Genomic DNA, 25,562 nt, shown 5'->3' on the forward strand with positions numbered 1-25,562 from the left:
TAACAACACACTGTATTTTCGGATTAAATACAGATGTTAAATTATAATACTTCAATAGCCGTATTCATTTCTACCGGATGCCCCGTGCACAAAAGTATCCTTCCTTGTTCAACTTCGCGATCTGTTAAAACCTCATTATAATCCATTCTTACTTTACCTCTTGTACACTGTGAAATACAGGTACTACACATACCGGATTTACAAGAATACGGCAACTTAATTTTATGTTCCAGCCCGATGTCCAAAATAGATTTGTTATATGGCACTTCAAGATTATAGGTTTTGCCTTGAAAATATAATTCGATAGCATAGGTCGTTGTATCAACTTCCTTTTCGGTCTCGTCATCATCATCCTCTTCATTTTCGGGCAATAGAAATGTCTCTCGTTTTATCTGATTGGAATCAAATCCCATCCCCAAAAGGGTAAAACGACATAGATCCATATAAATCACAGGACCGCAGGTATAAAACAAGGCATCTTCCTTATTTCCAAACAAATGATCGTTAACAATAGCATGTATATAATCTCTATTCAACCTGGCCTTCATCAAGTTTTTACTATTGGAGTAAATCCACACAATTGTTAAACGATCAGGAAATCGGTCTGCCCAACCCTCCAATTCGGATCGAAACGGTGTTAATTCCAGCGTACTATTACTGTAAATTAACACTATTTTAGACTTACTTTCTGCGAGAAGCGCTGTTTTAAGAATAGCGTACAAGGGTGTGATGCCAATTCCAGCAGCAAACAAAAATAAGGTCCGAATCTTTTCCGGTTCAGGTTCATATACAAACAAACCCTGAGGTTCCATCGCGTTGACGATATCCCCCTCCACAATAGTATGGTGGAGCAGTCGAGATATTTCCCCATTTTCGACACGCTTAACAGTGATGCTTAAGGGCTCATTATTATCCGGCGAACTATTAAAAGAATAAGAACGACGTACCTCACGGTCACCAAACACAAAAGAAAGCGTAATAAACTGCCCAGCTTTATAGGAAGGATAGTCTCCTGCTATAGACTCAAGCTGAAAAGTAAGGTTATTATTAGGTTGGGGGATGATTTTTGAAATCCTTAATGTATACATAGATCAAACTTAGCTAAATTTGATTTTATAAACAATTATAATTCTTTAGCCAACCTGTCCTATAACTGCCATGAAATGCCTTTAAAACAATAGAAATTAGGGGTAGCGAAATTACCGTACATCAAAATTCGAAACAAAGCATGCTGCTCTACAGATGAATTTATAACAATTTTGTTGTATTACAATTAACAGACAATTCTTGGACAATATTTGCAAAATTTCACGTTATATTTATATCAAAACTAATCACAATAAGATTATATGCAAACACGCAGAAACTTCCTTCAAAATGCAGCAAAAGCTACGCTAGGCATCGCTGTATGTGGATCAATATTACAAGATATTGCTTCCGCGAAAGCTACTGAATTACATGCCGCTACCTTAAAGTTTTCCCAAGTAAAATTACCATTCAGTTATGCCGCTTTGGAGCCTAATATTGATGCGTTGACGATGGAAATCCATTATACAAAGCACCATATGGCCTATATTAATGCCGTTAACGAAGCCATTCTTGCTGAAAACATCAAGGAAGCCTCAGAGGAGCAACTTCTAGCAAACATATCTAAGTACTCTCCAAAAGCAAGGAATAATGCTGGAGGAGCCTGGAACCATAACTTTTTTTGGGAAAGTCTGTCTGATAAGCCGAGCCAGCCATCCGAAAAATTATTGACTATGATCAATAAGACATTTGGTTCTCTAGACAAATTCAAAGAACAGTTTGCCGCTGCAGCAACCTCACGATTCGGTTCGGGATGGGCCTGGTTGCTTTTGGATGACTCAGGTAACTTAAAAATTAGCTCTACTCCAAACCAAGACAATCCTTTAATGGATGTTGCAGAGGTAAAAGGTATTCCCATTTTAGGTCTTGATGTATGGGAGCATGCTTATTACCTGCACTATCAAAACAAAAGAGCTGATTATATTAAAAATTGGTGGAATATTGTGAATTGGAAAAAAGTCAATGAAAGACTAGCATAAAAAAAACTCGATTATTACTAATCGAGCTTTTTTTATATTCGCTATGAACCAACCTACCCTAGCTTTTCTTTTAATTTGTTGACCTGAAAGTCAACCAATTTTTGAAGCGGCCCAGAAGCGATCATTTTCATCATCATGTTGAGATCAGCATCTATGATAAAGGTCGCCTTTGTCACTGTATCAGCAATAACTTGCAATTCCCAACGAAGAGTTACGTCAAAAGGTGCCTTCTCTAAAGGAGTCAACTTAATAAGATGATTCTCAACACGCTCTTCTACGCGAAGAGCCAATTTCGCCATATTCTGTATTGTAAATCGCGCCTCGTCCGTAGTCGAAGACCAATTGTAGATATTTTCAGGCATCAACTGCTCATGATTGTTGAGATCCGCCAAAAACGCATACACCTCGCCGACATTTTTGTTGATTTCTGTTGTATTCTGAATAGTAGTCATAACGATAAATTAATCCTCTTTATTGAAAATTGTCGCCCCAAGTAGCCGGGTTCAATCGCCACTTTTTCAAGATCTCAATATCCTCTTCCAATACATAACTATTTTCAGCAGCGACCTGAATCAAAGCATCATAATTACATAGACTGAAATAAGGACATTTTGCATCAGCAAAATTATCAGTAGCTTGTTGCAATCCATAAGTAAAAATAGACACCAAGCCAACAACATTGCAGCCAGCCTCACGTAACGCCTTTACAGCCACTAAACTACTCTTACCTGTCGAAATTAGATCCTCAATTACAACTACGCGTTGACCGCTAACTACTTCACCTTCAATTAAATTCTGACGACCATGATCCTTAGCTGAGCTTCTGACATAAGAAAATGGTAGTCCCAAATCCTGTGCTACCAAAACGCCTTGTGGAATACCTGCCGTAGCAACTCCAGAAATCATATCCACTGATCCAAACTCTTCTTGAATAAGCTTAGAAAGCTTTTGACGAATGTATGTACGAATCGCAGGATGAGATAAAGTGATACGGTTATCACAGTAAATTGGAGACTTCCAACCCGACGCCCATGTAAAAGGACTTTTAGGTTGCAATTTTATTGCTTTAATTTGCAATAAGGATTCAGCAACTTTTTGTTCAACCTCATTTAAATTATTCATGGCGCAAATTTATAAAATTTATATGAACGAAACCGTGCTAATTTTAGCAGATTTTGTTCCATCGAAAATCAAAAACCCACAAACAATTAGTTTTCAAGAGATTGACCTCCAAAAACTTTTCAAACAATCTGAAATTGATAAAGTTCCAAAAACATATCTCTACATCAACAAGGATTTTGAAACCGTATTTCAAAACTTAAAAAATAAAATTAAGCTCATTAAAGCTGCAGGTGGGCTGGTGAAAAATGGTGATGGAGACTATCTTTTTATCTACCGATTAGGAAAATGGGATCTTCCGAAAGGTAAAGTGGAAGAAAATGAAAAAATGCGGGAAGCAGCTGTACGCGAAGTTGAAGAGGAATGTGGCATCAAAATCAACTACTTAGGAAAAAAAATCACCACATCATACCATACCTATTTTTTGCGAAATGGAGAATTCGTCTTAAAAGCAACGAACTGGTATGAAATGGGAGTCAACAAAGTCCCTAAATTGATTCCGCAAACTGCAGAAGATATCACAAAAGCAGAATGGCGTCATGTGGACCAATTTGAAGACATACGCAACAATACTTACCCCATTATCGAAAATATCCTAAAAAAGGCAAAATAAATTGCCTTTCTTAGGATCATCTGACAGGAATAAAAAAGATCATGCCTATTTTTATATTATGGAAAATATAACAGGAAAAAGAGCCTTAATTACGGGTGGTGCGCGAGGATTGGGGAAAGCGATTGCCTATGCATTAGCGAAAGAAGGTGTTCATATCGCGATTACCGGTAGAAATGAAGCTGCTTTAGAGGATACGGCCACGGAACTTGCCGAGCTGGGCACTGAGGTCACTTATGCCGTCTTTGACGTATCAAATTATAGTGCAGTACAGGAGGAGATCGAGCGATTGAAAAATACCTTCGGTAGCTTTGACATATTAGTTAACAATGCGGGAGTAGCATCGTTTTCCACTGTGCTCGACATGGATGTTGCCGATTGGACATCGATCATTCAAACGAATCTCCTGGGTACATATTTTGTTACAAAAACTATTCTTCCGCAACTGATTGAAAAAAATCAAGGCGATATCATTATGGTATCTTCGACTGCCGGATTAAATGGCGCAGCCACCACTTCCGCTTATAGTGCATCAAAGTTTGGCGTCATCGGCTTCGCCGATTCTTTAATGCGTGAAGTACGGAAAAACAATATTCGGGTATGTACACTTATGCCTAGTACGATTGCCTCGGATATGTCCAAAGATCTTGGACTTACCGATGGTGATCCAGAAAAAGTTCTTCAGCCTGAAGATTTCGCGGAGCTGATCATTGCTAATTTAAAACTACCAAGAAGAGCCATGTTAAAATCAGCTTCTTTATGGTCTACAAATCCCTAATAATCGAATAGCTATTCATCAGGATCAAATACAGCCCTTTTAATAGCTTTCTTTTATGATACAAAGAAATTGATTAAGATAGGAGCTTTCATTGCTCCTATCTTCTATAAACAAGCAATTATGAGTCAATTATTTTCATCAGTAAACATCGGAAATTTACAATTGAAAAATCGTTTGGTTGTATCCCCAATGTGTCAATACTCGGCAAAAGATGGTTTTGCAAATAACTGGCATTTGGTTCATTTGGGCCAATTTGCAATCGGCGGAGCTGCAGCAGTAATACAAGAAGCAACAGCAGTTAGCCCTGACGGTCGAATCAGTGATGGAGACCTTGGTTTATGGGACGACCAGCATATCGAAAAATTAAAAGAAATAACCGAGTTCATTAAAGCAAATAATTCCATACCTGGCATACAACTTGCCCATGCAGGCCGCAAAGCAAGCAGCAATAAACCTTGGCTTGGCAGGAATCAATTTTCACCAACGGACCTTCAGGGCTGGCAAACAGTTGCTCCATCTGCAATAGCTTTCCATGCAGGAGATTATGAACCACAGGAACTTGATGTTTCCGCCATTGAAAATCTGATTGAACAATTTGGAACAGCGACGAAAAGAGCAATCCAAGCCGGCTATGAAATTATTGAACTCCATGCAGCACATGGATATCTGATCCATCAATTTCTTTCACCACTGAGCAACTTACGAAAAGACACTTTCGGCGGGATCTTTGAAAATAGAATACGCTTTCTTATTGAAATTGTGAAAAGAGTAAAACAAGAAATAACAAGCCAAAGTTTATGGGTACGTATTTCAGCAACTGACTGGGCCGAAGCCGGCTGGGACTTAAAGCAATCCATAGCCTTATCACAACAGCTATATGCATTGGGGGTAGACCTGATTGATGTTTCAAGTGGAGGATTGGTCTCCTATCAAAAAATAGATGTAGGACCAGCATATCAGCTCCCTTTCGCCACCGCTATTAAGGAGAATACCAAGAATAACGTTGCCACTGTAGGTTTAATTAAAACTGCTATTGAAGCATCCGAGATCATTACGCGAAAGCAAGCAGATTTAATCTTAATCGCACGGGGATTTCTTGATGATCCACACCTTCCATTACATTTTGCCAAAGAATTAGACGCTGAAATTCCTTGGCCTAAACAATATGAAAGAGCAAAATAATAGGAGAGACATGGTAAAATAGTCTGTATATGCTCCATATCCTAAACGGACAAAAGATATAACAAATGCCATGAGATAAGTATTTAAAGATGAAATTAAACCTCAACAAGATACATCATATTGCCATTATCTGTAGCAATTATGAACGTTCAAAGAAATTCTACACGGGCATACTGGGCCTGGAGATTGCTAGAGAATATTATCGTGCGGAACGTGATTCTTACAAACTGGACCTCAAACTCAACGATCATTACATTATAGAACTTTTTTCGTTCCCATCACCGCCTAATCGGCTCAGCTTTCCAGAAGCTGCCGGTTTAAGACATCTTGCATTCGAAGTCGATAATCTCGACATCGAATTAAATAAGCTCGAAAAAGCAGGTGTATCACATGAAGGGATCAGAATAGACGAGTTAACAAATAAACGCTTTACATTCTTCTTTGATCCTGATCAGGTTCCAATAGAACTATACGAACGTTAAAACAGAAAGCGGCATTGATTAAAATCAATGCCGCTTTCTGTTTTTATTAGTGTACCACTAAGTGATTACAATTTACGTTTCACTTCAACTTGTTCGTAAGCTTCAACAATATCTCCTACTTGAATATCGTTGAAACGGTCAATATTCAAACCACATTCATAACCCATTGAAACTTCTTTCACATCGTCTTTAAAACGTTTCAACGATGCCAGTTTACCAGTATGAATTACAACACCATCTCTGATTATGCGGATATCATTATTTCTATTGATCTTACCTTCTTTAACCATACATCCGGCAATCGTACCCACTTTAGAAATTTTGAAGGTTTCTCTGATTTCAACCTCAGCAACGATTTTCTCTTCAAATTTCGGCGCCAACATACCCTCCATCGCAGATTTGATTTCATCAATCGCATCATAGATGATCGAATATAAACGTACATCAATTTGCTCGTTCTCTGCCAACTTACGTGCGTTTTGTGTTGGACGTACTTGGAAACCTATGATAATCGCATCGGAAGCAGAAGCTAACAATACATCTGATTCAGAGATTGCACCCACTGATTTGTGAATGATATTAACCTGAATTTCGTCAGTAGACAATTTCAATAATGAATCTGATAATGCTTCAATAGAACCGTCCACATCACCTTTAACGATAATATTAAGTTCTTTAAAGTTACCGATAGCCAAACGACGACCGATTTCATCCAAGGTAATATGTTTAGTTGCACGCATGCCTTGCTCGCGTTGTAACTGAAGACGTTTGTTAGCTACAGTTCTAGCTTCAGACTCGCTTTCAAGAACATAAAGCTTATCCCCTGCTGTTGGTGCGCCGGCCATACCCAAGATTTGCACTGGAACAGAAGGTCCTGCCTCTTTAACACGTTCACCTCTTTCATTAGTCAAAGCCTTCACCTTACCTGAATGCGATCCCGCTAAAATAGGGTCTCCAACACGTAATGTACCACTTTGTATCAACACCGTTGTCACGATACCACGACCTTTATCCAAAGCTGCTTCAATTACTGAACCAACAGCACGTTTTTTCGGATCAGCTTTTAGATCTAACATCTCAGCTTCCAATAGAACTTTCTCTAATAATAGGTCAACATTTTCCCCCGTTTTTGCTGAAATCTCTTGCGCTTGGAACTTACCGCCCCAGTCTTCAACTAAGATATTCATCGCAGAAAGCTGCTCACGGATTCTATCAGGATTTGCTCCCGGTTTATCTACTTTAGTAAATGCAAATACGATTGGAACTCCTGCTGCCTGCGCGTGGTTGATCGCTTCTTTTGTTTGCGGCATGACGGCGTCGTCAGCTGCGATAACAATAATAACAATATCTGTTACTTTGGCACCACGGGCACGCATCGCTGTAAAAGCCTCGTGACCAGGAGTATCCAAGAAAGTGATCTTCCGACCATCCTCCAATTTCACCGCGTATGCACCGATATGTTGGGTGATACCACCCGCCTCACCAGAAGTAACGTTCGCCTTACGGATATAATCCAGTAAAGAGGTCTTACCATGGTCGACGTGTCCCATGACCGTTACAATAGGCGCTCTTGAAATCAAGTTCTCTTCTGTATCCGGTTCTTCCAATTCAGCAGTCTCCTCATCCTCAGGTTTGATAAACTCTACCTGATAACCAAATTCATCCGCTACAATGGTTAAAGTTTCCGCATCTAAACGCTGATTAATTGACACGAACATACCCAAACTCATACAAGTTGCAATAATTTGGGTTACCTGAACGTCCATCAAATTAGCTAATTCGTTTGCAGTTACGAACTCTGTAACACGCAATACTTTTGCCATCATTTCTTGCTCCATTGCAGCTTCTTCCGCATGTTGAGCAACATCATCACGTTTCTGACGTCTCAATTTGGCACGTTGCGCAAATTTACCAGATTTACCTGCACCACTCAAACGAGCAAGTGTTGCTTTGATTTGATCTTGGATTTCCTTTTCAGTAGGTTCTTCCTTATTCTCAACAGGTCTTCCCTTACCTCTATTGTCAAAACGATTACCGTGTTGCGGTCTCGTACCTTGTCCTGGTCTACCTGAGTGTTGGTTGTTACCTCCTTGTCCCGGTCTACCTGGGTGTTGGTTGTTGTTTTGCCCTTGACGATTGTTCGGGTTGTTGTTAGGACCATGATTCCCACCTCGGTTACCTCCTTGTTGGTCCCGGTTGTTGGGATTGTTACCATCGCGCGGTCCACGGTTTTGATTATTATGACCTTGACCTTGCCCCGCATTTGGGTTTACTGGACCATTTGGATTCGTACGCTTACGCTTACGTTTCTCATTATTATTTCCAGCATTTGAAGATGAAGCCACTGGTTTGTGGGAAGGTCTAGCAGATGGTAATTCAATTTTACCAATGACTTTAGGACCTGTCAATCTTTCCGCACGAGCAGAAATAATTTCATCTCCTTGTTTTTTCGCAGGCTCCACTATTGGAGTTACTGGCACAGCTTTCGGCGCTGTTTCTTCTTTTTTCTTGTCTTCTACCTTCACAGGTTCAGTTTTTGTCTCTACAACCGGAGTTGCTTTTACTTCAGTTTTATTTACTTCGGGTTTTTCTATTTCAGCTTTTGGTACAACAACTTCCGGCTTCTTTTCAATAACCTTTGGTTCTTCTTTTTTCGCTTCAACAATAGGCGCTTTGACTTCGGCTTCCTTCTTTTCTTCCACCTTAGCTTCAGCTTTAGCCTCTACAGGCGTTTCTTTAATGGTTTTTGGTTCCTCCTTAACAGGTTCTTCCTTCTTGACCTTACTTCCGCCTCTATTCAATGCGTCAAGATCAATCTTACCAACCACCTTCATACCACCTTGATGAACGGGCTCCTCCACTTTTGCAGGAGTAGTTTCCTTAACAGAAGGGATTTCTACTGTATTCTTGACCAAGATTTCCTTGGATTCATCATGATCTTCGAAATCCTCATTCTTAGATGATTCCTTAGGAGAAGAGGACGGCGACTCCTCACGACGAATTTTGCCAATCACAATTTGTTTAGCTTCATCTTTCAGTGATTTGTCTCCCTGAAACTCTTTTAACAGCACACCATACATCTCTCCGCTCAATTTAGTGTTAGGCTTTGCTTCTACATCATATCCTTTTTTCACTAAACATTCCACGGCGGTATGTATCCCGATGTTGAGTTCCTTTGCTGCTTTAAGCAAGTTTGTTCCTTTTCCTTCAGTCATCTATAATATAAACTATTTTAATATAATTACAAAAATATGTTTTTTTCCATCCATAAACAATTTATTCCGAATGTTAGATAGAAAAAAATTAACGAGCTGAATTTTATTCAAATTCAGCTTGTAAAATACGTACAATCTCACGAACAGTATCCTCTTCCAAATCGGTACGTCTAACCAGCTCTTCCTCGCTAAGAGACAACACCGACTTCGCTGAATCCAAGCCGACACGTTTCAATTCATCAATAACCCAGCTTTCAATCTCATCGCTGAATTCTTCGATATCGACATCTTCATCAAACTCGTCATTTTCGCGATAAACATCAATTTCATAACCAGTCAATTTACCAGCCAATTTAATATTATGTCCCCCACGTCCAATGGCTAAAGAAACTTGATCCGATTTTAAATATACAGCCGCAGTCTTATTTTCTTCATCGATTTTGATTGAGCTAATTCTTGCAGGGCTCAAAGCACGAGCGATGTACAACGAATGATTTGTTGTAAAATTAATTACATCAATATTCTCATTACGCAGCTCACGAACGATACCATGAATACGAGACCCCTTCATACCAACACAAGCTCCTACAGGATCAATACGATCGTCATAAGACTCAACAGCAACCTTTGCTCTTTCCCCTGGCTCACGAACGATTTTCTTGATCGTAATCAAACCATCGAAAATCTCAGGAACCTCAAGTTCAAATAAACGTTGTAAGAACGCAGGTGCAGTACGTGAAATAATAATCTTCGGATTATTATTCATCATATCTACTTTATGCACAACTGCGCGAATGCCATCTCCCTTTTTGAAATAGTCAGCTGGGATTTGCTCTGATTTAGGAAGAATTAATTCATTCCCGTCCTCATCCAATACCAAGATCTCCTTTTTCCAAATCTGATAGACCTCACCAATGACCAACTCTCCTTCTCTATCTTTATATTTCTTAAAGACCTCGTCTTTTTCCAATTCCAAAACCTTAGATACAAGCGTCTGACGTGCCGCTAAAATTGCACGACGACCAAAGCTTTCCAATGTGATCTGTTCAATAAAATCATCACCTACTTCCAAATCTTCATCATGCTTTCTAGCTTCCGCTAATTCGATTTCAAGGTCATCATCTTCTGAAAACTCATCTTCAACAACGACACGCGTCCTCCAAATCTCCAAATCTCCGTTATCTGGATTCACGATAACATCCACATTTTCATCCGTACCAAAACGACGACGGATCATACTACGAAAAACCTCTTCCAATACTGTAATAACAGTAGGTCTATCGATATTCTTAAACTCCTTAAACTCTTGAAAAGAGTCTATCAGATTGATGTTGCTGTTACTCATTATTATTAAAATGAAATTACCACTTTTGTTGCTTTTATTTGATCAAAAGGAAGTTCTTTTTCTACCTCTTGTGCTTTTTTACCTTTTTCTTTTATCTTTTGAAGAACATTGATCTTCATCTCGTCTACGGTCAATAATGTACCTTCAACTTTTGTATTATCGTTCAACTTTACCTGAACTGTACGACCTATATTCTTTTGATACTGTCGGATATTAACAAAATTAGCATCAATACCTGGAGATGAAACCTCTAAACGGTAAGCATCATCAATTACATTTTCCTCCTCCAAGTGGAAACCAACATGACGGCTCACCTGTGCGCAATCATCAATATTCACACCATTATCTCCGTCCAAAAGAATCTCGAGAATTTTATTTGGGCGCATCTTCACACTGACGATAAACAAATCCTCGCGATCTGCAATTTTTTCCGCGATGAGTTCAATAACTCTCTTTTCTATATGCTGCATTGTTCTGTTTCTAGAAATGCTAAATTAATTGAATTAAAAAAAGGGGGCTATACGAGCCCCCTTCCTTTCAGATATGCAAATATAGCATTTTATAAAATAAAAAACAAACTCAGATAGATTGTTTTTATATTCAATATACCTACAGTCCCTATAAAAATAAGCTATCGATCGCTCCTCAGTCCTTGCAATCATCTTCACAGCGTGACTAAATAATAAAAATACGTAGATAATTCTCCACTATTTAGAACCATCCACCACTGCATTAATCGTCTTCTGCATTTGCGCCATCATGCTTGTCAGGGTTTCTATGGTTGGCTCCGGAGTAGGTTCGGGCAGCTGTGTACTGATAAAAGCCTTAGCCTTCCACACTTCAAGAATATCAGCAGTCTCTACCCAATAAGGCTCATAGGTCTTATTATCAGAAACAAGCTTCAAACCTTTATCCTCTTTAAATTTAAAAGCAACGCGTTTATACACCACACCATCTTCTTTCGACACGACAATATAGGTACTTCCTGGTTTAATATCATGCCAATTTTCTACGTATTCGGCCACAATAATAGAACCAGAAGGTAAAGGCAACATCGAATCCCCTTTTATTTCAAAAGCACGAAATGTCCCCTGACCAAACATAGGTAGCGAAAACTTTGGCAACTCAGCAACATATTCTGGATCACCATATCCATTTAAATACCCCGCACTAGCCTTAACCGGAACAAGTTCGATATTTTCACGATCATCTGCATCCACAGTCACACTAAGCACCCTTAAATTTGAGGCATTGCTTTTAGGAACCGGCTTCCATTTGTCATCAATAACATCGTTTGCCAACTCATCCATAGTCAAACCATAGAATTCGGCAATCTTCTTTAATAACTCATATTTAGGCTCTGCTCGATCTTCCTCGTATGCACCGACAGACGCACGCTTAATTTCCATAAGATCAGCAAATTGTTGCTGGGTGATTTTTTTTCCTTTTCGAAGGAATTTCAGATTGGACGAAATATTTGACATATTATTTTTTCAAAAAAATATTTTGCAAAAACTAATTTTATTAGTAATATTGTGCCAATAAAATTAGTAAATATATTTTAAACGTCCAAATAATTTAGCATTATGAACAATTTTATTGTATATATATCAACTGACAACAATCGGAAGCACTTTAAAATCGGTCTCAGTTCCAACATCTTTAGTACAGTAATGGAACTACAGCAGTCCAATAATTTTATTTTCAACCAGGGCCCTAGCTTAAATCGAATAATCTACACAGAATCTTTCACAAATTCGGAGACCGCCAATAAGAGAATAAGTGAACTGCAACATTTTACAACCATGCAAGTCGAAAGGCTCATCCGTAAATATAATCCTAATTGGAATAATCTTTTCCCTCAGCAACACCAAACGTTCACCAAGAGAGATTCCAACCACGCAGCCTAGCATAAAAAAAGCCACCTTAGTTAAACTAGGCGGCCATCTTTATTTTTTAGATATATCTTTAACTATTATCAGTTTTGACTACCAAGCTCCTCCAACGAGGATGACCCCACGCTACTCGTTCCGCTATCAGCACCTTCAGTATGATTACGCTCAACAGGATGCTCCGTTCCCTCTTCCTCAGGCCCGATAAATCCTTCATCAGCGGGCTCTTCTACTTGTGTCGAATCACTTTGCTCTGGTTCCGGATCACTATAACGCGGAGTTTCGCATTTGTAAGATTTCGTAATTTCAACAGTAGGACTAGGAAACTTACCTTGCGTATACCCCAATTGTTTGTCTTTATAAACAGACTCCATATACACCCCAAATATTGGTAATGCTGTACGAGAACCTTCTCCCGAATGAGAATTTTTAAAGTGAATACTCCGTTCGTCACAGCCAACCCAAACACCTGTCACCAAATCTTTAGTCACTCCCATATACCAACCATCTACATATTCGGAAGAAGTACCTGTCTTTCCTCCGATTTCATTTTCCTTATCAAATAAATCCCATTCCCACAATCCCTGAGATGTACCTCCAGGTTCTTCCATACCACCCCGCAGCATATACGTCATCAACCAGGCATCTTGTTTATCCACCACTTGTTTACGCTCCGCCTGAAAAGTGGCAATAACATTACCATCATGATCCTCGATCTTAGACACCAATAAAGGTGAGACACGCTCACCGTGATTCATCATCGTCGAGTACCCGTTCACCATTTCAAAAACAGAAACATCATTAGGTCCTAACCCCACAGAGGCAACAGGATTTAATTTACTTGTAATACCACAACGATGTGCCGCATCAACAACTTTCGCGGGCGTAACCATATCAGTTAACTGAACCGTAACCGAATTAATGGAACGCGCCATCGCATGACGCAACGACATTTCACGATAGGAAAAATTCCAATCTGCATTTTTAGGCTCCCAAACCTCAACAGAATCTCCTTTATCAATCTTGATCGTAACAGGTTTATCCGTAATCTTATCACACGGAGACATCCCTGACTCCAAAGCAGCCAAGTATACAAAAGGTTTAAATGTAGACCCCGCTTGTCGCTTCGCCTGCATCACGTGATCATACTTAAAATATTGGTGGTTGATCCCACCCACCCATGCTTTAATTTCACCCGAGTACGGATCCATAGACATCATGCCTGCATTTAACATCATGGCATAATATTTCAAAGAATCCATTGTAGACATATCCTTTTGGATCTTACCACCATCCTTCCAATTATAAACTTCGATCTTCTTCTTTTTATTTAGGAAGTAATTGATGCTATCAGGGGTATTCGCATATTTTTTACTCAAAAAAGCATAATAAGGAGTTTTCTTTGCCAAATTATCCAAGAAGTTGGGTATAACCTTACCTGATAAATCACGCCAAGGCTCCTGGCCCTCCCAGGTGTTATTTAGACGTTGCTGTAATTCAATCATTTGTTTCGCCACAGCCTCTTCAGCATGCTTTTGAAGTTTAGAATTTATCGTCGTGTAAATTTTCAAACCGTCTGTATAGATATCATAATTGTTATCCTCAGACCATTTTTCCAACCATTTAGCTACTGCAGCACGTAAGTAAGAATCTCCACCCGCATTAAGATCTTGACTATTTTTATTCAAAACAATCTTCTCCTTAACCAGTTTATCATACTCTTCTTTTTTCAGAAAACCACCTTTATACATTTGACTTAAAACGGTGTTTTTTCGCACAAAAGCATTTTCGGGATTACGAATAGGACTATATAAAGTCGTACCTTTTAACATGCCAATCAAAACAGCAGCTTCGGTCTGATTCAATTGATTCGCTCCTTTCGAAAAATAGCGCTTTGCAGCAGTCTCAATCCCATAGGCATTATTACTGAAGGATACTGTATTTAAATACATCTCCAATATCTGATTTTTGGAATAACGTTGCTCCAATTTATAAGCCGTCATCCACTCCTTAAACTTCGTGATCACTAGACCCGCCACGGGAAGACGCGTCAACAATCCACCGGCCTTATTATAACGAGTACGATAAAGATTTTTAGCTAACTGTTGCGTAATTGTACTCGCGCCTCGTTTATCCCCTTTTAATGTAGAGATAATACCTGATCCTAGACCAAAAAAATCAACACCATTATGGCTATAAAAACGAACATCCTCAGTTGCAATCAACGCATTAGTAACAGACTTCGGAATACTATCAAATGGAATTGGATTTCTGTCCTCGTCGAAATACCGTCCAATTAAAACACTATCTGCCGTGTATAATTCCGTAGAGATATTAACACTAGGCATAACGATATCCTTTTTTGTTGGAGAATAACCAAAGAGCCACAAAAAATTCAATTGTATAGCACACACCAATATAATGATAAAATATACTGCTATAACAAGATAACGAAGAATCCTATTCTTAATACGTTTAAACATAAATGGAAATTTATCTTATATTCAACACATCCGACCAGCAAAAGGTTTTACACCTGTCCAATATGCCTTTTTATCTATTTTCAGGGGCTAAATATACAACTAAATAAATCGCTGTAATCAACTATTTACATTTTTTAACAATAAAAAACACCTGCCAAACAACTGTAAAATACGACATAATTCGAAAGGGTGGATTTTGGAAATTACAGCCACGATTAAACAACAAAAGACCTATAGGTAGAAAAAGGCCTAGTCTCAAATTTCTTTGCAACTTTTTCCCGCGTTCCACAAATATTATACCCATTTTTTATTTATTATCGATTTTATTTTAAAATAATAATGATATTTGTTTAAATTTAGATGTAAAAAAGTCAACTATTAGCATGTTAAAACAAACATTACAACAAAAGCTATTACAGAAATTGTCCCCGCAGCAAATACAATTTATAAAATTGTTGCAGGTTCCGACTGTTTCATTAGATGCGAGAATCAAGGAAGAATTAGAAGAAAACCCTGCGTTAGAAGATGGTAGCTTGACTAATATGACCGATCCTATAGAAGAATACCCCGATAAAGATCCAGATGACAATTTTGACAATGAAGACGGATTCGACTCAGAAGACTTTAGTTTAGAAGACTATATCCAGGAAGATGATTTCAAAGATTATGGCAATGGCTATGACTACGGAGATGACGATGACGACCGAAAAGAAATGCCTGTTGCAATTCAGCACTCCTTTTATGAGCAGTTACAACAACAATTAGACCTTTTAGCTTTAGATGACAAGCACTTTTTAATTGGCCAGCAAATTATTGGCAGTCTGGACGATGACGGCTATTTACGCCGGCCCATCATCAATCTTGTCGACGACCTCGCTTTTGGCCAAAATGTAATGACCGATGAACAGGAAGTATTGGATATGCTAAAGGTAATTCAAGATTTTGAGCCTGCAGGAATTGGAGCACGAGATCTGCAAGAGTGCCTATTGATCCAATTACAAAAAAAGGACACACAAAATCCCACAATCAAACTCGCTATTAAAGTCGTAGCGAATTACCTGGAAGAATTCACTAAAAAGCATTATGATAAATTAGAAAAATCTTTAGGCGTTTCATCAGAAGATTTAAAAAACGTAGTCAACGAAATTCTAAAACTTAATCCAAAACCAGGAGATTCTGGCGCAGTAGCAGGCAAGCAACTACATATTATCCCGGATTTCCATATCAGCAATAATGATGGAACACTGCATTTGACTTTAAATGGCCGAAATGCACCTGAGCTCCGCATAAGTCGTGATTACCAACACATGTTTGAACATTACGAGAAATCGGATCAAAAGGATAAAAAAATGAAAGAGGCTGTGCAATTTGTCAAACAAAAACTTGACTCAGCCAAATGGTTTATTGATGCAATAAAACAGCGTCAACAAACCTTACTAAAAACAATGAATGCAATCATGGAATACCAATATGATTATTTCCTCACAGGTGATGATCGTAAGCTAAAACCAATGATATTAAAAGACATCGCCGACAAAATCGATATGGATATATCAACTGTGTCGCGGGTAGCAAATTCAAAATACGTACAAACAGAATTTGGAACATTTCTCTTAAAATCGTTTTTCTCTGAAGCTATTCAAACGGATTCTGGTGAAGAAGTATCCAATAAAGAGGTTAAGAAAATATTGGAGGAGTGCATCGCAAAAGAAAATAAACGGAAACCCTTGGCTGACGAGAAACTCACTGAGATTCTCAAAGAAAAAGGCTACAATATTGCGCGGCGAACGGTTGCAAAATATCGGGAAGCATTGAACATTCCGGTAGCAAGATTACGAAAAGAGCTCTAAGAGCTCTTTTTGTTTTTCCTACCGACCAAATCCAAATTAAGAATAGTATCTTTGTGCTGTATTAAAATAAGCATTAAAGAATGAGCAAAGTAAAAGTTGGAGTTGTACAGATGAGCTGTACCGCAAGCAAACAAAAGAATCTCGAAAAAGCTATCGCTAAAGTAAAAGAAGCCGCTGCAAAAGGTGCGCAAATTGTGTGTCTGCAAGAACTATTTACCTCTTTATATTTCTGCGATGTGGAAGATTATGACAATTTCGCACTGGCTGAAGCTATTCCGGGTCCATCAACGGACGCCCTATCGGCTGTTGCTAAAGAAGCAGGTGTCGTCATTATCGCTTCATTATTTGAAAAAAGAGCAGAAGGACTGTACCATAATACAACCGCTGTATTGGATGCAGACGGTTCCTATTTAGGAAAATATCGCAAAATGCATATTCCAGATGACCCTGCGTTTTACGAAAAATTCTATTTTACACCAGGCGATTTAGGCTACAAAGTATTCAAAACAAAATTTGGAAAAATAGGCATCTTAATTTGCTGGGATCAATGGTATCCGGAAGCATCTCGAATTACCGCATTGATGGGTGCCGAAATTTTATTCTATCCTACTGCTATCGGATGGGCAACAGACCAAGATGAAGAAACCAACAAAGATCAATATAATGCATGGCAAACAATACAACGCTCCCATGCCGTTGCAAACGGCGTTCCTGTTGTATCCGTTAACCGTGTGGGATTTGAACAAAATGGTGCAATGAAATTCTGGGGTGGAAGCTTCGTGACGAATGGACAAGGTAAATTACTCTACCTTGCTTCACATGACAAAGAAGAAATTGAGGTCGTCGAACTAGATTTAAATGAATCGGACTATTTCAGAAAACATTGGCCATTTTTGAGAGACCGAAGAATCGAAACATACGCGCCGATCACCAAACGTTTTATTGACGAAGACTAATATTGGATATGCTAGCCATTTCAGTTTTGAAGGCATACCACTGTGCTGAAACAAACTGAAATGGCTTTTTTAATCCCGCTAAAATAAGTATGGAACAAAAAAAAACATTCACCCTGGACTATTTTGACAATTCCCCAAAACAACAGGGCTTCTCTTTTCCTGCAGAATGGGCAAAGCAAGAAGCCTTATGGTTGAGCTGGCCACATAAAGAGGAATCTTGGCCCGGGAAGATCGAAACAATATACAAACCTTATTGCGAATTTATTAAAGCCGTAGCAGCAGGGCAAAAAGTAAGGATTAACGTCGCTAATGAGGAAATGCAAAATTTTGCTATTACCGCACTCAAAGAAGTGACAACAGATTTTAGCAATATCGAATTCTACTTTAATCCGACTAACGATGCTTGGTGTAGAGACCACGGTCCCGCTTTTATTATTAACCAAGCAACAAATCAAAAAGCAGTAGTCGACTGGGGCTATAATGCCTGGGGTGGAAAATACCCTCCTTTCGACCTGGACGATATTGTTCCGACACGTATTGCCACAACATTCAACCTTCCTCTATTTGTCCCTGATATCGTCATGGAAGGCGGTTCAGTTGAGTTTAATGGCGCAGGAACAATCATGACAACAACGGCTTGTCTATTGAATAAAAACCGAAATCCACACCTGACAAAAGAGCAGATAGAAACTTATTTAAAAGAATTTTACGGTCAGGAACAGGTTTTATGGCTTGGAGACGGTATCGTTGGAGACGATACAGATGGACACATTGACGATATTACACGTTTCGTCAACGAAAACACCGTTTTAACAGTTGTCGAGGAAGATCCAAGGGATGAAAACTACGAGATACTTCAAGAAAATCTAGCAACACTTCGTTCATTTAGGCTCTTAAATGGAGAGCCACTGCATATCGTTGAGCTCCCAATGCCAGCACCGGTCATCTATGACGAAACAAGATTGCCTGCTTCTTATGCTAATTTCTACATTGCAAACGATATCGTTGTTGTACCGATCTTCAACGATAAAAATGACCAAAGAGCACTGGATATTATCCAAGGCTGTTTCCCTACACGTAAAGTCATCGGTATAAATTCCGTTGACATTATTTGGGGTCTGGGAAGTTTCCACTGTTTAAGCCAGCAGGAGCCGGCACTGAGCTAAAAAAACTATCCATAGAAAAAATGTCCCCAAAAAGTTAAACACTCTTTTGGGGACATTTTTTATGATAAAAAGTCGAGCATAGTTTTGAGTTTTTTTTGTTAAACTGTGTTAAACAACTATGACGTTTACCCCAGCTTTTTCTAACGATTCCACAAAGCTTGTATTTACTTTGTCATCGGTAATTAATATATCAATTTTATCAAAACCACAAATTCGTCCGAAACTTCTTCTTCCAAATTTGGAAGAATCTGCAAGAACGACAACTTTTTGAGCCGTATCGATCATAATGCGATTTAATTGAGCTTCCTGCGCACTTGACGTTGATACCCCGTACTCCAGGTCAATCCCGTCTACACCCAAAAACAATTTACTGCAATAAAAATCCTGTAATAAATTTTCTGCATACTTTCCCGTTACGGATGTTGAGGTCTTGCGAAGCGTCCCCCCCATCTGCATGATTTCAACCGAAGGATATTTGATCAATTCCATTGCAACATTCAATGCCGAAGTCACTACAGTAATATTTCCTTTAGGAACAATCTGCTTTGCTAGCGACTGCATGGTCGTTCCTGAAGCTATAATGATGGAATCATTTTCCTCAATCATTTCAGCCGCTTTTTTCCCGATCCTGCTTTTATCATCCGAACGAAGTTTCTCTTTTTCAAATACGGTACGATCAGTCGTATAAGGATTATATTGTGTTGCCCCGCCATGCGTCCTAAACAACAATCCACTATCTTCCAACAAGGTCAAATCCTTCCGAATGGTCACAGAGGAAACGCCCAATTCCTCACATAGATCAATCACCTGAACTACGCCGACTTCCTTTAATTGTTTTAAGATATATTGATGTCTCTCTACATTTGTCATGGCTCTATTATAATATGCTGTTAAAATACTAATCTATTATCGGTTTGTTCAAAGGAAAACACCAATATCTGGCAAAAATTTCTCGATATTGGTAAATTCCCGCAAATATGACCCTCTACTTAAATTTCCCATAGTAGAATTGATGTTAAAATAATGAAATTATTTAATTTTTTCACCTTGGTAGTCACAAATTCATTTTTCTTTTTAAAATAAAAATGAATTAAAATTGCAAAGGATCAGGCAGGACATATTCATACTCCAGTTCCTCTTGAAGTAATTCACCCCTAACTATTTTTTGAATCGTATTCGTTGCTTCGAATGCAAGTGGCAAAATATAGCCATATTTTTTTGCCGACGCTAGAATTACGTCCTTTTTTTTAGGATGTAAGGGAGCAACAACATTGTATACAGTATGTTTAAGCACATTGCAAGATGCCGCCTCTAACAGTCTGATCACATCATCGATATGAACAAAATTGGCTGGCTGTTCACCCGTCGTACAAATACGTTCGGAAAAATATTTGGCAAAAACCCGGTTTTTACCAAACAAACCTCCTAATCGATAAATTATGGTATCAGCCAATCCCAACATGCATGCTTCAGCAAGCAAGAGTTTTGATGAGAGCTCGGTTGTATCTGCATAGAATTCATCAAATACAGCATCTTTATCCGGATAAATTCCAATAGAGCTCAGAAAGACTTGTTTCTTCCAAGTAATGTGCCTGTAAAATGATTTAATATTCGAAAATCTGTTTTCAAGAATCGCTACACTATTTTTCTGACTTGCCGGAATACTGTTTAATACGAAGTCAAATTGAGTAGGTAAATCTATCCTTGCTGGAAAGTTTTCATAATCAAAGTCTAGAATAAATGAAAAAATACCATCGGCATTCAACCGATGGTATTTTTCAGATGTTGTCGTACTAGCCCAAACCTCATGGCCTTGATACTTCATATTTAGCGCAAAAGATTCTGCAAGCCAACCACATCCCAAAATGAGTATCCTCATATTCTGATAAGACTATTAATAGGCTTTTGCAAAGAGTACACGACGATTTGAAGGCTTCCCGGTAAAGATACAAACACCTTCCTCTTCTTTCGCATCCAGAGGAATACAACGAATTGTTGCCTTGGTTTCTTCTTTTACGCGTTTTTCTGTTTCTGTTGTTCCGTCCCAATGACAAGAGATAAAACCACCCTTACCTTCCAGCACTTCTTTAAACTCATCATACGAATTCACTTCAGTGAAATGCGATGTCCTGAAATTTAATGCTTTTTGGTAAATATTTTCTTGTATAGTATCTAGCAATTGTACAATAGTACCGGCCAAGCCCTCCTGAGCAACCGTTTCCTTCGTTTGGGTATCACGTCGCGCTAATTCTACCGTACCATTTTGCATATCTCTTGCCCCGACTGCGACACGTACAGGAACACCTTTTAACTCCCATTCTGCAAATTTAAAGCCCGGACGTTGAGTGTCCCGATCGTCGTATTTTACGGATATGTCGTTCACCCGTAATTCTTTTGTCAACTGATTCACGAATTCATCGATCTGTGCTTTTTCTGCATCAGTTTTAAAAATCGGAACAATGACAACTTGAATTGGTGCCAATTTTGGTGGCAATACCAATCCTTGATCATCTGAGTGAGCCATAATCAATGCACCCATCAAACGTGTAGAAACACCCCAAGAAGTCGCCCAAACATGCTCCAATTTTCCTTCTTTAGACGTAAATTTCACGTCAAACGCCTTTGCAAAGTTTTGGCCGAGGAAATGAGAAGTTCCTGCTTGCAATGCTTTTCCATCTTGCATCAATGCTTCAATACAATAGGTATCCAAGGCACCCGCAAAACGTTCGTTTTCTGTTTTTCTACCACGTACAACAGGCACAGCCAATATCTTTTCAGCAAATTCCGCATAGACATCAAGCATACGTTCGGTTTCTTCAATAGCCTCTTCTCTGGTTGCGTGAGCTGTATGGCCCTCCTGCCACAAAAACTCCGCAGTACGCAAGAAAAGACGTGTACGCATTTCCCATCGTACGACGTTGGCCCATTGGTTGACCAAAATTGGAAGATCACGATAAGATTCAATCCAACCACGGTAGGTATTCCATATAATCGTCTCAGAAGTCGGACGTACAATTAGCTCTTCCTCCAATTTTGCCTCTTCATCCACTACGATCTTACCTGTACCATCGTTTTTTAATCTATAATGAGTTACTACCGCGCATTCGGTAGCGAAACCTTCCACATGCGCAGCTTCTTTTGAAAAAAACGATTTGGGAATGAATAAAGGGAAATAAGCGTTGCTATGACCTGTTTCTTTAAATCTTTTATCTAAGATCGCTTGCATCCGTTCCCAGATAGCGTACCCGTATGGTTTGATCACCATACAGCCTCGTACAGCTGAATTTTCAGCTAGATCAGCTTTGATCACAAGCTCGTTATACCATTGCGAATAATCTTCAGCACGACTTGTTATTCCTTTACTCATATGAAATTGATAAATTATTGTAACATTATTACGTTAAATCCCGTCTGTAATTCTAATACGAAAAGCGTTCAATAAAAAATATTTGTATTTTTGATTACTTCGATTAAACCCCTTCGAGAAATCTGCGTCTAAGATAGTAAATAAGGCTGTATAATCGAAAATAAGGATTTAGGATATTATGAAAAAAAATAGATTATTTATCGGAGCACTTGCCATAACAGGAGCGTTCATGCTTGGTTCCTGCGGTACAAGTAGGCAAATCTATGGCGACGATGTCTATGGCAATAATGGGCAAGCGAGACAAAAGGTTTATCAAAGCCCAGATTACTATTACACAGATGCAGATCAGTCCCAACCAAACGGACAGGCACAAGGTGGTTACTATGATGACGAATATTCTGATCAGGATTACAACAATGATTCCTATGAAGATCTTGAATATGCAAACCGTATCAATCGTTTCTATTACGCTAGTCCGGGCATGACGTACTTTGACCCATTTTTTGATCCATGGTATGGTTATGGTTTCGGTGGTTGGTATGGATACGGCCCTTCATTCGGAATGGGATGGGGATGGAACTCTGGATGGGGTTCATCCTGGTCTATCGGCCTCGGATGGGGTTGGGGATCTAGCTGGGGCTGGGGCTCTCCTTGGTATGGCGGTTACAGACCTTGGGGTGGCTGGTATGGCGGCGGCTATTGGGGATCTGGTTGGTATGGAAACGGTTACTGGGGCGGTGGCTACTGGGGTAACTCAAGACCACGCTATGCATCAAGTAGATCTGTATACAGAGATAACTATAACACGCGCAGTTCATCATCACGAACCCGAACTTCAGGTGGATATGACCGTAACAGTGTTGCTCGGAGTTCTGGAGGATACGACCGTACTGGCGTAGCACGTGATTCTAGAGGCAGAATCACATCCGTTGCTAGTAGATCAAGAAATTCTGATGGCACGGTATCTTCACGGAGTTCTTCATACGATAGAACTGGAGGAAGAACAAGAACATCAGATGGCGTTTCGAACAGAGCTTACTCAGACGGTATGCGTTCAAGAACGTCAGACAGAGTCAATGGCTCCTATCCAAACAACACACGTAGCACCTCTAGCGGATATTATAATAATGATTCCAGATCACGAAACAGTTCGGGAGAGGTATCTCGTCCGATGAGCCGTTCGATGGAAACACGTTCCAGCAACCCAAGCTCAACGTCAAGACCGTCGTATACTCCGCCAACAAGAAGCTATGATAGTGGTTCATCTTCCCGCTCTAGCGGTGGTTTTTCTGGAGGTGGTAGTTCTAGATCTTCGGGAGGAGGCTTCTCTGGAGGCGGTAGCTCAAGATCAAGTGGAGGACGTACTCGATAGTTAAAAGCATTTAAACAGTAGCACGCAGCATCTTGTGTGCTACTGATTATTATTGACGATATTTTAGCATATGACAATCAAAAAATTACTTTTTGGAACTGCATTCGTTTTAGGTGCAGCAGGGACTACTCAAGCGCAATATACGAAAGATGTACTTTTATTCTCCCAAGGGGACAATGGCGGAACAGCTCGTTTTAAGGCCATGGGAAATGCATCTACCGCATTAGGTGGAGATATAAGTTCGATTACGAGTAACCCCGCAGGTTTGGGTTACTTCAATCAGTCTGATATATCAGTAACTGGCAGGTACCTGAACAATAAAAACAAAACCGACTATTTTGGTCAAAATTCAAACAGTAGCAAGAACAATTTCAACTTAGATAATGCTGGAATTGTTTTTCACTTACCAACTTACCGCAATGGCGGGAACTTAGATCGAGGCTGGTTAAATTTCAATGTTGGTATTGCTTACAACCGAAATTACGTCTATAACAACCTGTTAGAATATCGAGGAGTAAATAATACGAGTTCGATATCAGATGCTTATTCAGACCGTCTTTCAGATGTCGGAGGAACTCAAGGCTGGGGTCAGGAAGTCTATAACAACTCTTTGTTATTCGACGTAGACCCCAAAAATGCGGGCGCCTATATCCCAATTACTGTTGGCGGAACTTTTGATGGAAAAAATGGCTTTAATCAAGTAAACTCGATCTTAGAAAAAGGTAGTAAATCCGAATCTGTTTTGTCATTTGGTGCGAATTATAGCAACAAATTGTATTTGGGAGCCTCTTTAGGTTTCACTGCGTTTACGTACGACAATTCCAGCTGGTTTACTGAATATGGTCAAACAATGACCGCCGACCAATTAAAAGCCATCAACAAAGATTCAGAATTTTTAAAACCAACCAATGCCCAAAAGTATGCCATGTTGGATAAAGATTATGAATTATATGATGATTATGCGCAAGCCACTGATGGTACCGGTGTAGACTTTAAACTTGGGGTAATCTATAAATTTACGCCAACGTTTAGCATGGGATTCACTGCTAAGTCACCTACATTTATGAGCATCCGGGATGAATCATATAGCAATTCTGAGTTCCGTTACTTCAGACCAAATGAAGACAAATCATTTAAAGAGTATAGAACCAGTGATGACGCAGGGCACAGTTACTTGGAGTATAACATGAATACACCCTATAAATTGTCTCTTGGGGCAAGCCAATTATTCTCAAGAGGATTAATAACGGCTGATGTCGAATGGGTAGACTATGCCGCTATGCGTTTTAAAGATGTGGGAAATTACAGTAAAACGTTAGAAAAGAACATGAATCAAAACATCAAAGATACTTACCAAGGTGCATTTAATGCCCGAATTGGTGGTGAAGTGATGTTTGATAATGTATTCAGCGGAAGAGCTGGTTTCAATTACAGTGGCAACCCCTATAAAAATGCAGACTACACGAATTATACAGCATCTTTAGGTATCGGCGCTAAACTTGGCCGCGGCATGTATGTTGATTTGACCGGTGCGTATAATGCAGTCAATTACAAAGAAAGCCCGTATTTGATTAATGAGAACTACTGGAATAATGCTAGTCCGGTAGCCGATATAAAAAATCAACGGACTAATGTTGTACTAACAATTGGTTCTAAATTTTAAACAGTATTTTTCTCAA

At 39.2% G+C, this 25,562-nt stretch carries 22 protein-coding genes; 11 read left to right on the forward strand and 11 right to left on the reverse strand.

Features of this window, described 5'->3' with window-relative positions:
• Positions 1-41: 41 nt before the first annotated feature.
• Positions 42-1,088: a ferredoxin--NADP reductase gene (locus B3E92_RS08960; protein WP_115050681.1), complete on the reverse strand. Its 1,047-nt coding sequence runs from the start codon at positions 1,086-1,088 to the stop codon at positions 42-44.
• 261 nt (positions 1,089-1,349) lie between these two features.
• On the opposite strand from B3E92_RS08960, the gene B3E92_RS08965 reads away from it, so the two are divergent.
• Positions 1,350-2,066: a superoxide dismutase gene (locus tag B3E92_RS08965; RefSeq protein ID WP_286896322.1), complete on the forward strand. Its 717-nt coding sequence runs from the start codon at positions 1,350-1,352 to the stop codon at positions 2,064-2,066.
• Positions 2,067-2,119: 53 nt separating this feature from the next.
• Here the strand turns inward: B3E92_RS08965 and B3E92_RS08970 are convergent, their stop codons facing one another.
• Together B3E92_RS08970 and pyrE are read right to left on the reverse strand one after the other, a co-directional pair.
• Complete coding sequence (locus tag B3E92_RS08970) at positions 2,120-2,518, reverse strand: SRPBCC family protein (protein ID WP_070567739.1); 399 nt, start codon at positions 2,516-2,518, stop codon at positions 2,120-2,122.
• 19 nt (positions 2,519-2,537) lie between these two features.
• On the reverse strand, positions 2,538-3,188 hold the full coding sequence (gene pyrE, locus B3E92_RS08975) for an orotate phosphoribosyltransferase (protein ID WP_070567741.1): 651 nt from the start codon (positions 3,186-3,188) through the stop codon (positions 2,538-2,540).
• A gap of 22 nt (positions 3,189-3,210) precedes the next feature.
• On the opposite strand from pyrE, the gene B3E92_RS08980 reads away from it, so the two are divergent.
• The 4 genes from B3E92_RS08980 (at position 3,211) to B3E92_RS08995 (ending at position 6,237) form a co-directional block, all read left to right on the forward strand.
• Positions 3,211-3,798 (forward strand): NUDIX domain-containing protein, encoded by a 588-nt coding sequence (locus tag B3E92_RS08980; RefSeq protein ID WP_236560231.1) that lies wholly within the window; start codon positions 3,211-3,213, stop codon positions 3,796-3,798.
• Positions 3,799-3,856: 58 nt separating this feature from the next.
• The gene (locus B3E92_RS08985; RefSeq protein WP_286896324.1) at positions 3,857-4,573 is read left to right on the forward strand and encodes a 3-ketoacyl-ACP reductase; all 717 of its coding nucleotides are present in this window, start codon (positions 3,857-3,859) and stop codon (positions 4,571-4,573) included.
• Positions 4,574-4,693: 120 nt separating this feature from the next.
• Positions 4,694-5,755: an NADH:flavin oxidoreductase/NADH oxidase gene (locus B3E92_RS08990; protein ID WP_286896325.1), complete on the forward strand. Its 1,062-nt coding sequence runs from the start codon at positions 4,694-4,696 to the stop codon at positions 5,753-5,755.
• An 89-nt stretch (positions 5,756-5,844) separates the two neighbouring features.
• Entirely contained in the window at positions 5,845-6,237 is a 393-nt protein-coding gene (locus B3E92_RS08995) for a VOC family protein (RefSeq protein WP_070567749.1), read from the forward strand.
• Positions 6,238-6,302: 65 nt separating this feature from the next.
• On the opposite strand, the gene infB is transcribed toward B3E92_RS08995, so the two are convergent.
• The 4 genes from infB to B3E92_RS09015 form a co-directional block, all read right to left on the reverse strand.
• Positions 6,303-9,452: a translation initiation factor IF-2 gene (infB, locus tag B3E92_RS09000; protein ID WP_070567751.1), complete on the reverse strand. Its 3,150-nt coding sequence runs from the start codon at positions 9,450-9,452 to the stop codon at positions 6,303-6,305.
• A gap of 103 nt (positions 9,453-9,555) precedes the next feature.
• Positions 9,556-10,797 (reverse strand): transcription termination factor NusA, encoded by a 1,242-nt coding sequence (nusA, locus tag B3E92_RS09005; RefSeq protein ID WP_070567754.1) that lies wholly within the window; start codon positions 10,795-10,797, stop codon positions 9,556-9,558.
• A 5-nt stretch (positions 10,798-10,802) separates the two neighbouring features.
• Positions 10,803-11,267, reverse strand: coding sequence for a ribosome assembly cofactor RimP (rimP, locus tag B3E92_RS09010; RefSeq protein ID WP_075993376.1), 465 nt, complete (start codon positions 11,265-11,267; stop codon positions 10,803-10,805).
• Between the two features lie 237 nt (positions 11,268-11,504).
• Positions 11,505-12,281 carry an XRE family transcriptional regulator gene (locus B3E92_RS09015; protein ID WP_070567758.1) on the reverse strand — a complete coding sequence of 259 codons (777 nt, stop codon included), beginning with the start codon at positions 12,279-12,281 and terminating at the stop codon, positions 11,505-11,507.
• Between the two features lie 102 nt (positions 12,282-12,383).
• On the opposite strand from B3E92_RS09015, the gene B3E92_RS09020 reads away from it, so the two are divergent.
• On the forward strand, positions 12,384-12,707 hold the full coding sequence (locus B3E92_RS09020; protein ID WP_112376125.1) for a GIY-YIG nuclease family protein: 324 nt from the start codon (positions 12,384-12,386) through the stop codon (positions 12,705-12,707).
• A gap of 68 nt (positions 12,708-12,775) precedes the next feature.
• Here the strand turns inward: B3E92_RS09020 and B3E92_RS09025 are convergent, their stop codons facing one another.
• Complete coding sequence (locus tag B3E92_RS09025; protein ID WP_286896327.1) at positions 12,776-15,172, reverse strand: penicillin-binding protein 1A; 2,397 nt, start codon at positions 15,170-15,172, stop codon at positions 12,776-12,778.
• Between the two features lie 383 nt (positions 15,173-15,555).
• Here B3E92_RS09025 and rpoN point away from each other — a divergent pair, with 383 nt between their 5' ends.
• The 3 genes from rpoN (at position 15,556) to B3E92_RS09040 (ending at position 19,144) form a co-directional block, all read left to right on the forward strand.
• Entirely contained in the window at positions 15,556-17,022 is a 1,467-nt protein-coding gene (rpoN, locus tag B3E92_RS09030) for an RNA polymerase factor sigma-54 (protein WP_112376123.1), read from the forward strand.
• Between the two features lie 80 nt (positions 17,023-17,102).
• Entirely contained in the window at positions 17,103-17,978 is an 876-nt protein-coding gene (locus B3E92_RS09035) for a carbon-nitrogen hydrolase (protein WP_286896330.1), read from the forward strand.
• A gap of 89 nt (positions 17,979-18,067) precedes the next feature.
• Complete coding sequence (locus tag B3E92_RS09040; protein WP_286753757.1) at positions 18,068-19,144, forward strand: agmatine deiminase family protein; 1,077 nt, start codon at positions 18,068-18,070, stop codon at positions 19,142-19,144.
• A 108-nt stretch (positions 19,145-19,252) separates the two neighbouring features.
• On the opposite strand, the gene agaR is transcribed toward B3E92_RS09040, so the two are convergent.
• The 3 genes from agaR to proS form a co-directional block, all read right to left on the reverse strand.
• Entirely contained in the window at positions 19,253-20,014 is a 762-nt protein-coding gene (gene agaR, locus B3E92_RS09045; protein WP_046675473.1) for a transcriptional repressor AgaR, read from the reverse strand.
• 220 nt (positions 20,015-20,234) lie between these two features.
• On the reverse strand, positions 20,235-21,023 hold the full coding sequence (locus tag B3E92_RS09050) for a GDP-L-fucose synthase (RefSeq protein ID WP_286896332.1): 789 nt from the start codon (positions 21,021-21,023) through the stop codon (positions 20,235-20,237).
• Between the two features lie 15 nt (positions 21,024-21,038).
• Complete coding sequence (proS, locus tag B3E92_RS09055) at positions 21,039-22,511, reverse strand: proline--tRNA ligase (RefSeq protein WP_046675471.1); 1,473 nt, start codon at positions 22,509-22,511, stop codon at positions 21,039-21,041.
• A gap of 178 nt (positions 22,512-22,689) precedes the next feature.
• On the opposite strand from proS, the gene B3E92_RS09060 reads away from it, so the two are divergent.
• Both B3E92_RS09060 and B3E92_RS09065 read left to right on the forward strand, forming a co-directional pair.
• On the forward strand, positions 22,690-23,883 hold the full coding sequence (locus B3E92_RS09060) for a hypothetical protein (RefSeq protein WP_084823262.1): 1,194 nt from the start codon (positions 22,690-22,692) through the stop codon (positions 23,881-23,883).
• A 70-nt stretch (positions 23,884-23,953) separates the two neighbouring features.
• Complete coding sequence (locus B3E92_RS09065) at positions 23,954-25,546, forward strand: hypothetical protein (RefSeq protein WP_286753755.1); 1,593 nt, start codon at positions 23,954-23,956, stop codon at positions 25,544-25,546.
• Positions 25,547-25,562: the final 16 nt, after the last annotated feature.

Source organism: Sphingobacterium sp. UBA6317 (assembly GCF_002440385.1).
GTDB lineage: Bacteria > Bacteroidota > Bacteroidia > Sphingobacteriales > Sphingobacteriaceae > Sphingobacterium > Sphingobacterium multivorum.

What these genes read in the sequence shown, in the direction of transcription:
- B3E92_RS08960 (WP_115050681.1), bottom strand. Translation starts at nt 1,088, where the DNA reads ATGTATACATTAAGGATTTCAAAAATCATCCCCCAACCTAATAATAAC.
- B3E92_RS08965 (WP_286896322.1), top strand. Translation starts at nt 1,350, where the DNA reads ATGCAAACACGCAGAAACTTCCTTCAAAATGCAGCAAAAGCTACGCTA.
- B3E92_RS08970 (WP_070567739.1), bottom strand. Translation starts at nt 2,518, where the DNA reads ATGACTACTATTCAGAATACAACAGAAATCAACAAAAATGTCGGCGAG.
- pyrE (WP_070567741.1), bottom strand. Translation starts at nt 3,188, where the DNA reads ATGAATAATTTAAATGAGGTTGAACAAAAAGTTGCTGAATCCTTATTG.
- B3E92_RS08980 (WP_236560231.1), top strand. Translation starts at nt 3,211, where the DNA reads ATGAACGAAACCGTGCTAATTTTAGCAGATTTTGTTCCATCGAAAATC.
- B3E92_RS08985 (WP_286896324.1), top strand. Translation starts at nt 3,857, where the DNA reads ATGGAAAATATAACAGGAAAAAGAGCCTTAATTACGGGTGGTGCGCGA.
- B3E92_RS08990 (WP_286896325.1), top strand. Translation starts at nt 4,694, where the DNA reads ATGAGTCAATTATTTTCATCAGTAAACATCGGAAATTTACAATTGAAA.
- B3E92_RS08995 (WP_070567749.1), top strand. Translation starts at nt 5,845, where the DNA reads ATGAAATTAAACCTCAACAAGATACATCATATTGCCATTATCTGTAGC.
- infB (WP_070567751.1), bottom strand. Translation starts at nt 9,452, where the DNA reads ATGACTGAAGGAAAAGGAACAAACTTGCTTAAAGCAGCAAAGGAACTC.
- nusA (WP_070567754.1), bottom strand. Translation starts at nt 10,797, where the DNA reads ATGAGTAACAGCAACATCAATCTGATAGACTCTTTTCAAGAGTTTAAG.
- rimP (WP_075993376.1), bottom strand. Translation starts at nt 11,267, where the DNA reads ATGCAGCATATAGAAAAGAGAGTTATTGAACTCATCGCGGAAAAAATT.
- B3E92_RS09015 (WP_070567758.1), bottom strand. Translation starts at nt 12,281, where the DNA reads ATGTCAAATATTTCGTCCAATCTGAAATTCCTTCGAAAAGGAAAAAAA.
- B3E92_RS09020 (WP_112376125.1), top strand. Translation starts at nt 12,384, where the DNA reads ATGAACAATTTTATTGTATATATATCAACTGACAACAATCGGAAGCAC.
- B3E92_RS09025 (WP_286896327.1), bottom strand. Translation starts at nt 15,172, where the DNA reads ATGTTTAAACGTATTAAGAATAGGATTCTTCGTTATCTTGTTATAGCA.
- rpoN (WP_112376123.1), top strand. Translation starts at nt 15,556, where the DNA reads ATGTTAAAACAAACATTACAACAAAAGCTATTACAGAAATTGTCCCCG.
- B3E92_RS09035 (WP_286896330.1), top strand. Translation starts at nt 17,103, where the DNA reads ATGAGCAAAGTAAAAGTTGGAGTTGTACAGATGAGCTGTACCGCAAGC.
- B3E92_RS09040 (WP_286753757.1), top strand. Translation starts at nt 18,068, where the DNA reads ATGGAACAAAAAAAAACATTCACCCTGGACTATTTTGACAATTCCCCA.
- agaR (WP_046675473.1), bottom strand. Translation starts at nt 20,014, where the DNA reads ATGACAAATGTAGAGAGACATCAATATATCTTAAAACAATTAAAGGAA.
- B3E92_RS09050 (WP_286896332.1), bottom strand. Translation starts at nt 21,023, where the DNA reads ATGAGGATACTCATTTTGGGATGTGGTTGGCTTGCAGAATCTTTTGCG.
- proS (WP_046675471.1), bottom strand. Translation starts at nt 22,511, where the DNA reads ATGAGTAAAGGAATAACAAGTCGTGCTGAAGATTATTCGCAATGGTAT.
- B3E92_RS09060 (WP_084823262.1), top strand. Translation starts at nt 22,690, where the DNA reads ATGAAAAAAAATAGATTATTTATCGGAGCACTTGCCATAACAGGAGCG.
- B3E92_RS09065 (WP_286753755.1), top strand. Translation starts at nt 23,954, where the DNA reads ATGACAATCAAAAAATTACTTTTTGGAACTGCATTCGTTTTAGGTGCA.